The following is a 6,165-nucleotide window of genomic DNA, read 5'->3' on the forward strand; positions in this document are numbered from 1 at the left end:
TCACATCAGAACGACAAGTGTAACAACGACTCGTTCAACTGGCAGAAGATCCTTCGCAAGCTCAGGATGACAGCCGTCTTTTTACTCACCACTTACCAGCTCACCATTTCACATCCAAACTCCGCCACAAATACTTGCACGCCACAGACCGATATGGCCGCCAGGTTTCGGCAATTTCCGTCATGCGGCGGAGTAGGGCGCGGCCGGTTTCTTCCAGGCCATAGTGCTGGCGCATGGCGTTTTGCACGCCCAGGTCGCCTTCTGAAAACACGTCGGGTTGGTCGAGGGCGAACATCTGAATCATTTGGGCAGTCCAACGGCCTACCCCTCGTATTTGGGTGAGGTGCTTGGTGAAGTCTTCCTCTGAAAGCTGGCTGAGGTGAGCGTGGTCGAGCTGGTCGCGGAGGGCAAACTCGGCAATGGCGCGCAGGTAGCCGGCTTTCTGGTAGGAGAGGCCGGCGGCGCGTAGTTCCTCATCCCGCATGGCCACTAATACTGAGGGCTCGGGGTAGCCATCGGGTAGGAACAGGCCCTCTACCTTGCGCCAGATAGCCGCCGCTGCCTTAGTCGAAATTTGCTGGCTGACGATGGCGCGCAGCAAGGCTAAGTAGATATCTTCGTGGGCGCTGGGCTGCACGGGCGGCACCTGCGCGATGATGCGCGCCAAGACCGGATCGGCGGCCGAGAGGTAGGCGCGGGCTTCGGCGTAGGGCTGGGCGTCGTCAGGCAATGTCATCGGCTTGGGTAGGGATGGTGATGGTGTCGAGTAGGTCGCCGGTGGGAGAGAGGCGAATGGCTGTGAGGCCCCGCCCATCGTAGGCACCCGTGTCGAGGTAAAAGACATTGGCGGCCTCATCGAAAATAGGTGTACCATCGGGGGTAGGCGTGTGGCCTACCACTTGCCGCCGCCCAATGTTGTGCAAAGGGCCACGGCGCCACAGAATTCCATCGGGGTTGTTTTCATCTAGTGGCTGCGCTGTGTCGGCTAGGCCGGCGTGGCTGATGAACAGGTGCTTGTTTTCCCAGTAGAGCGGCAACTGGCTCAGCCACGCAGCGTGGTGGCGTAGCGTAGCAGGCGAGTGCATCTGATACTGAAACAAGGTGCCGCGTCCACCCCATTGCAGCCAGGGAGGGTAGGGGCCATCGGGGCCGCAGTGCTGCCAGAGGCTGGCTTCGTGGTTGCCTTTCAGGAAGAAAGTGGTGTCGGGGTGGCGCTGGCGCAGGCTGATGGCCGAGGCGACGGTAGCAGGCGCGAAGTTGCCGCGGTCCACTAAATCGCCTACCTGAATCAGCAGTTCCTTTGCTGGCTGCCAGTGCCGGAGCAGCTGCTGCCATGTGTAATAGCACCCATGCACATCCCCAACCACAAATAAATTCATACAACTATTATTTCTGTTGCCTGCGCTCAGGCAGGCAGTATGCATCAGCAGGTGTGTAGCCTGCAACGTTTTGGTTAGGTCCTACAAAATTAGTGCTGCAAAGGCTCGGTCTCGCTGGGCGCTACGCTCAGGCCCAGGCGCTTGACGAGCGGTCCGATGCTCAGGCCCTGCACAATGATGGAAAAGACCACCACCACGTACGTGACGGCTACCAGTAGCTCCCGGGCTTCACCGTCGGGCAACGACAGCGCCAGGGCCACAGAAATGCCGCCCCGCAGGCCGCCCCAAGTCAGCACTTTCACGGCGTGCTGAGGAAAGGACCGACGCAGGTTGAGCAGGCGTAGCGGGAGCGCCACGGCTATGAGGCGGGCCAACAACACTATAACGATGGTGCACAGGCCCACTAACAGATACACCGTTTCGAAGCGCAGCACCAAAATCTCGAAGCCAATCAACACAAACAGGATAGCATTAAGAATCTCGTCGAGCATTTCCCAGAACTTATCGACGTACTCACGGGTGGTATCCGACATGCCCAACTGCCGCCCTTGCTGCCCGATAATCAGGCCGGCCACTACTATAGCTAGCGGCCCCGAGGTGTGCAGCGCGGTAGCCAAGGCCGTGCCGCCTGTTACAAGGGCCAGCGTGATGAGCACCTCCACTTGGTAATTGTCGATGGAGCGGAGCATGCGGTAGCCTACGTAGCCCAGAACGGCGCCCAACACCAAGCCGCCCACGGCTTCCTGCAAAAATAACGTGCCGATGTTGTGGCCCTCGGGCGCTGCCTCGCCGGTGGTAGTAGCAAACTGAGCCAAGCTCACAAAGACCACTACTGCTACGCCATCATTAAATAAGGACTCGCCCACAATGCTGATTTCCAATTGCTTAGGAATGCGAGCTTCTTTCAGAATGCCTAAAACCGCAATGGGGTCGGTGGGAGAAATGAGCGAGCCGAACAGCAGGCACCACATAAAGGGTAGCGACAGGCCGAACTGCGGCAGCAGCCAGTAGAGCATGGAGCCCACCAGACACGTGGAAAGGAGCATGCCCACGGTGGCCATCGTGAAAACCGGTACACGCTGCTGGCCCAGCTTCTGAGCGTCTACGTGAATAGCGCCAGCAAACAGCAGGAAGCTTAGCATCACCTGCATCAGAATGGTTTGAAAATCAATCTGCTTTATTGCATTGATGATGTTTGAAACATTGACTATTTCAAAACGCCCTAACACCACCAAGCCAACGGATGATACCAGCGCCAGCACCATGAGACCAATAGTAGAAGGCAGGCGCAAAAATCGGTGGTTGACATACCCAAACAAGGCGGCGACTACCAGCAGCAGCGCCAGAACGTTGTATAAGCTTAAATACATAAAGTGTGGACTATACAAGTGAAGCGCACCCCAGCTCACCAAGGGCAGGGACTGACGCAGGTAGTCTTGCTACGAAAAAACTAGCCGGGCAGACTAACAGCAACATCAGTTAGCGCCTCCACTACCCGTTGCACCATGGCATCGTCTACGTCCAGATGTGTAACAAAACGAATCATCTGCGGCCCAAACGACGACGCCCGAATACCCTGCTGCTCCAGGTGCTGGAAAAAGGTGTCGGCGGGCATTTCTGGCTTTAGTTTGAAGATAACCAGGTTGGTATCGGGCGGCAGCACAAACTCTACGTAGGGTTGCGCGGCTAGCGCCTCGCCCAACTGGCGGGCTCGGCGGTGGTCGTCGGCCAGGCGGTCTACGTGATGCTCCAGGGCATAGAGGCCCGCGGCGGCCAAAAAGCCAGCCTGGCGCATGCCGCCGCCCATGGCCTTGCGAATGCGCCGGCACTTATGAATGAAACTCTTGCTACCTAGCAACACCGAGCCAACCGGCGTACCTAAGCCTTTGGAAAGGCACACCGAAATGGAATCGAAATACTTGCCGTAGTCCTCGGCGCGCTGGCCGGTGGCTACCAGAGCATTGAAAATGCGGGCGCCGTCGAGGTGCAGGGCCAGCTTGTGGCGTTGGGCTACGTCGGCAATGGCGGCAATTTCATCCATAGCGTAGCAACTGCCGCCGCCGCGGTTGTGGGTGTTTTCCAGGCAGATCAGGCGCGTGTCGGGGTAGTGCACGTTGTCGAGGGGGCGGATGGCGGCCTCTACTTGCGCGGCCGTGAGGCGGCCCCGGTCGCCGGGCAACAGCGCCACCGAGGCCCCCGAGTGAAACGCAATGCCGCCTACCTCCCATAGGTATACGTGGGCCGTTTGCTCACAGATAACTTCTGATAAAGGCTCGGTGTGGGCCTTAATGGCAATCTGGTTGGTCATGGTGCCGGAGGGGCAGAACAGGCCGGCTTCCAGCCCAAAACGAGCAGCGGCTTGCTCTTCCAGGGCCCGCACGGTGGGGTCTTCGCCGTACACATCGTCGCCGACTTGCGCCTGAAACATGGCTTCCAGCATGGCGGGGGTAGGGCGGGTAACGGTATCGGAGCGGAGGTCGATGGTTGGCAAGGACATAAAGAAGAGGGCTAAAGGTTTTCGAAGTCAAAAATAAGACTTACTTTTGCCCCTCATTCAAAAAATGACATTCAACCGACCCGGATATGACTGCTACCCGTCTAAAGCGGAAACACCGCAAGAACATTGCCCGCGCTAACAACAAGCAGCGCGTGATCAAGCAACTGCTCGCTACGCCCGTTCTGAAGAACGTGGATACCGACGAGCTGAAGGCCCGCTTCAACGGTGGCACGGCTCCTGCCGCTACCTCGGAAACGACTACTTCGCCCAACATCGCTAAAGTAAACCAAACCGGCACCGAAGGCTTCGATGAAGCGGAGGCTGTGGTAAAAGAGGTGAACAGCGACGGCCAGGAAGGCGAAAAGCCCAAGCCCGAAATCGCGCTGTAAGTAAGTCGCCACCGGCGTCGGTTGGCTTTTGCTTTATAGATTTGAAAACGCCTTTCTGCTACGGCAGGAAGGCGTTTTTGCGTTTGGGGGAGTGAGAGGGTAGGAGGCGTGGGGGTGTGAAGTGTGTTATCCTGAGCACAGCGAAGGACCTTCTCACGGCAGAACGAGTTGTTGATACGTCTGTCGTTCTGCCGTGAGAAGGTCCTTCGCTGCGCTCAGGACGACAGAGGCTTTTCCACCTCACTTTTCTACCCTCCTACCTTCCTTTGGCCACACCCTCCTACCCCCGCTCGGTGCGCGGTCCCAGCTCGATGGCTTGCAGCTGCTCTACCTTGCCCCGGTTGATTTGAAAGCGCAACATAGTGCGTACCGTATGAAAGCCGTGGCGGCCAGCCGCGCCGGGGTTTAGGTGCAGCAGATGATTGCGCTTATCGGGCATCACTTTGAGAATATGCGAGTGGCCGCTGATAAACAGGCCGGGTTTGTACTCGGCAATAAGCGGCTTGGCGGCGGGGGTGTAGCGGCCGGGATAGCCGCCAATGTGGGTCATGAGCACGCGCAGCCCTTCGATTTCAAAGGCCTGCACCAGCGGCTCGGTGGCGCGCACGTCCTGGCCGTCGATGTTGCCGTAGACGCCGCGCAGGGGGGCTATGGCCTCCAAGGTATCGGCTACAGCCACGTTGCCGAAGTCGCCGGCGTGCCAGATTTCGTCGCAGGTGCTGAGGTGGTGCAGGATACGCTCGTCGAGGTAGCCGTGGGTGTCGGAAAGCAGGCCAATGGATTTCACAGAGTAGGAGGTAGGGTAGGAAGGGCTAACCCGCGCCGGTGGCTGCAGGTTTCGGAAAGCCAGAAGCAACGCGGACGGCCAGTGTGGCCACAACAGAACAAGGCGCAAGGTAACTACCTCGGCTGTTCCCCGTATCTTGCCCCACGCGGGTATTTCCGTTTGCCGATAATTATGCTGTGTTTTGCAGCTGCACTTCGGTCTATTTTTGCTTTCTTGCCCTCCCAGAAGACAACTCCGCGATGAACGTTTTCATCAATGATATCCCGCTGATTATTAAGAAGAACAGCGAGAAAATATACAAGCACCGCTACGACCTGATCCTGAATCCGGAAGACGAATTTTCGTCCAAAGATTTGGTGGGCGATGTGCTGGTGCGCGACGTGACGGACGTGTTCATCGACCGGCTACTGCGCATGATGGAGGTGAAAAAGCTGAAAAAGCTAACCTCTCTTACGCTGCTGGCCCGCAAGAAAAAACGGCTGATTCTGCACCTGAAAGACCAGTTCCGCATCGTGAAAGCTGCCGGCGGCCTCGTAACAAGGGATGGCATGGTGCTGATGATTTCGCGCTTCAACAAGTGGGATTTGCCCAAGGGCAAGCTCAAAAAAGAAGAAGACCCCGGCATTGGGGCCCTGCGCGAGGTAGAGGAGGAGTGCAACATCAAGGTGTCGTTGGGCGAAAAACTGCCCAGCACCTGGCATTCCTACGCCTACAACGGCAACAAAATCCTGAAGAAAACCAACTGGTACACCATGCAGTGCCTCGACGACTCGCTGATGAAGCCCCAGGCCGAGGAGTACATCGAGGAAGTGCGCTGGATGACGCCCCAAGAGGCCCTAAGCGTGCTCGACGATTCGTACGCGTCTATTGCGCTAGTCGTGCGCCACTTCCTAAGCGAAACCGCTGGCGAATCGACAGTGGGCAGTTAAGTAAGAGGGAAGAATTGACAAGCGCCTGTCTTTTTCTGTCATCCTGAGCTTGCGAAGGATCTTATGCCAAGTGAACGAGTCGTTGTTACGCTTGTCGTTCTCACGTGATAAGATCCTTCGCAAGCTCAGGATGACAGAAAAAGACAGGCGCTTGCTGATTTTTACCTTTTAATTCCCAACTACC

7 protein-coding genes are annotated in these 6,165 nt (G+C 57.4%); 2 read left to right on the plus strand and 5 right to left on the minus strand.

Annotated features, from left to right (window positions below; all coding sequences use genetic code 11):
• Nucleotides 1–100: 100 nt before the first annotated feature.
• From KYK14_RS21180 to ltaE, 4 genes are all read right to left on the minus strand, one after another.
• Nucleotides 101–736, minus strand: coding sequence for a DNA-3-methyladenine glycosylase family protein (locus KYK14_RS21180; protein WP_219161670.1), 636 nt, complete (start codon nucleotides 734–736; stop codon nucleotides 101–103).
• Complete coding sequence (locus KYK14_RS21185) at nucleotides 723–1,379, minus strand: metallophosphoesterase (protein WP_219161671.1); 657 nt, start codon at nucleotides 1,377–1,379, stop codon at nucleotides 723–725. The genes KYK14_RS21180 and KYK14_RS21185 overlap by 14 nt, the downstream gene beginning before the upstream one ends.
• Nucleotides 1,380–1,468: 89 nt before the next feature.
• Nucleotides 1,469–2,749 (minus strand): cation:proton antiporter, encoded by a 1,281-nt coding sequence (locus KYK14_RS21190; protein ID WP_208307138.1) that lies wholly within the window; start codon nucleotides 2,747–2,749, stop codon nucleotides 1,469–1,471.
• An 80-nt stretch (nucleotides 2,750–2,829) separates the two neighbouring features.
• Nucleotides 2,830–3,876 (minus strand): low-specificity L-threonine aldolase, encoded by a 1,047-nt coding sequence (gene ltaE / locus KYK14_RS21195; RefSeq protein ID WP_219161672.1) that lies wholly within the window; start codon nucleotides 3,874–3,876, stop codon nucleotides 2,830–2,832.
• Nucleotides 3,877–3,962: 86 nt separating this feature from the next.
• Here ltaE and KYK14_RS21200 point away from each other — a divergent pair, with 86 nt between their 5' ends.
• Nucleotides 3,963–4,265 carry a hypothetical protein gene (locus KYK14_RS21200; RefSeq protein WP_185284418.1) on the plus strand — a complete coding sequence of 101 codons (303 nt, stop codon included), beginning with the start codon at nucleotides 3,963–3,965 and terminating at the stop codon, nucleotides 4,263–4,265.
• 280 nt (nucleotides 4,266–4,545) lie between these two features.
• Here KYK14_RS21200 and KYK14_RS21205 read toward each other — a convergent pair whose 3' ends face one another.
• On the minus strand, nucleotides 4,546–5,052 hold the full coding sequence (locus KYK14_RS21205; RefSeq protein WP_185280634.1) for a metallophosphoesterase family protein: 507 nt from the start codon (nucleotides 5,050–5,052) through the stop codon (nucleotides 4,546–4,548).
• A 239-nt stretch (nucleotides 5,053–5,291) separates the two neighbouring features.
• Here KYK14_RS21205 and KYK14_RS21210 point away from each other — a divergent pair, with 239 nt between their 5' ends.
• A complete protein-coding gene (locus tag KYK14_RS21210) occupies nucleotides 5,292–5,981 on the plus strand; it encodes an NUDIX hydrolase (protein ID WP_185280633.1) in 690 nt (229 codons plus the stop codon).
• The last annotated feature ends 184 nt before the right edge of the window (nucleotides 5,982–6,165 follow it).

Source organism: Hymenobacter profundi (genome assembly GCF_019334315.1).
GTDB lineage: Bacteria > Bacteroidota > Bacteroidia > Cytophagales > Hymenobacteraceae > Hymenobacter > Hymenobacter profundi.

Coding starts and splice junctions, on each gene's coding strand:
- KYK14_RS21180 (WP_219161670.1), bottom strand. CDS start 736: ATGACATTGCCTGACGACGCCCAGCCCTACGCCGAAGCCCGCGCCTAC.
- KYK14_RS21185 (WP_219161671.1), bottom strand. CDS start 1,379: ATGAATTTATTTGTGGTTGGGGATGTGCATGGGTGCTATTACACATGG.
- KYK14_RS21190 (WP_208307138.1), bottom strand. CDS start 2,749: ATGTATTTAAGCTTATACAACGTTCTGGCGCTGCTGCTGGTAGTCGCC.
- ltaE (WP_219161672.1), bottom strand. CDS start 3,876: ATGTCCTTGCCAACCATCGACCTCCGCTCCGATACCGTTACCCGCCCT.
- KYK14_RS21200 (WP_185284418.1), top strand. CDS start 3,963: ATGACTGCTACCCGTCTAAAGCGGAAACACCGCAAGAACATTGCCCGC.
- KYK14_RS21210 (WP_185280633.1), top strand. CDS start 5,292: ATGAACGTTTTCATCAATGATATCCCGCTGATTATTAAGAAGAACAGC.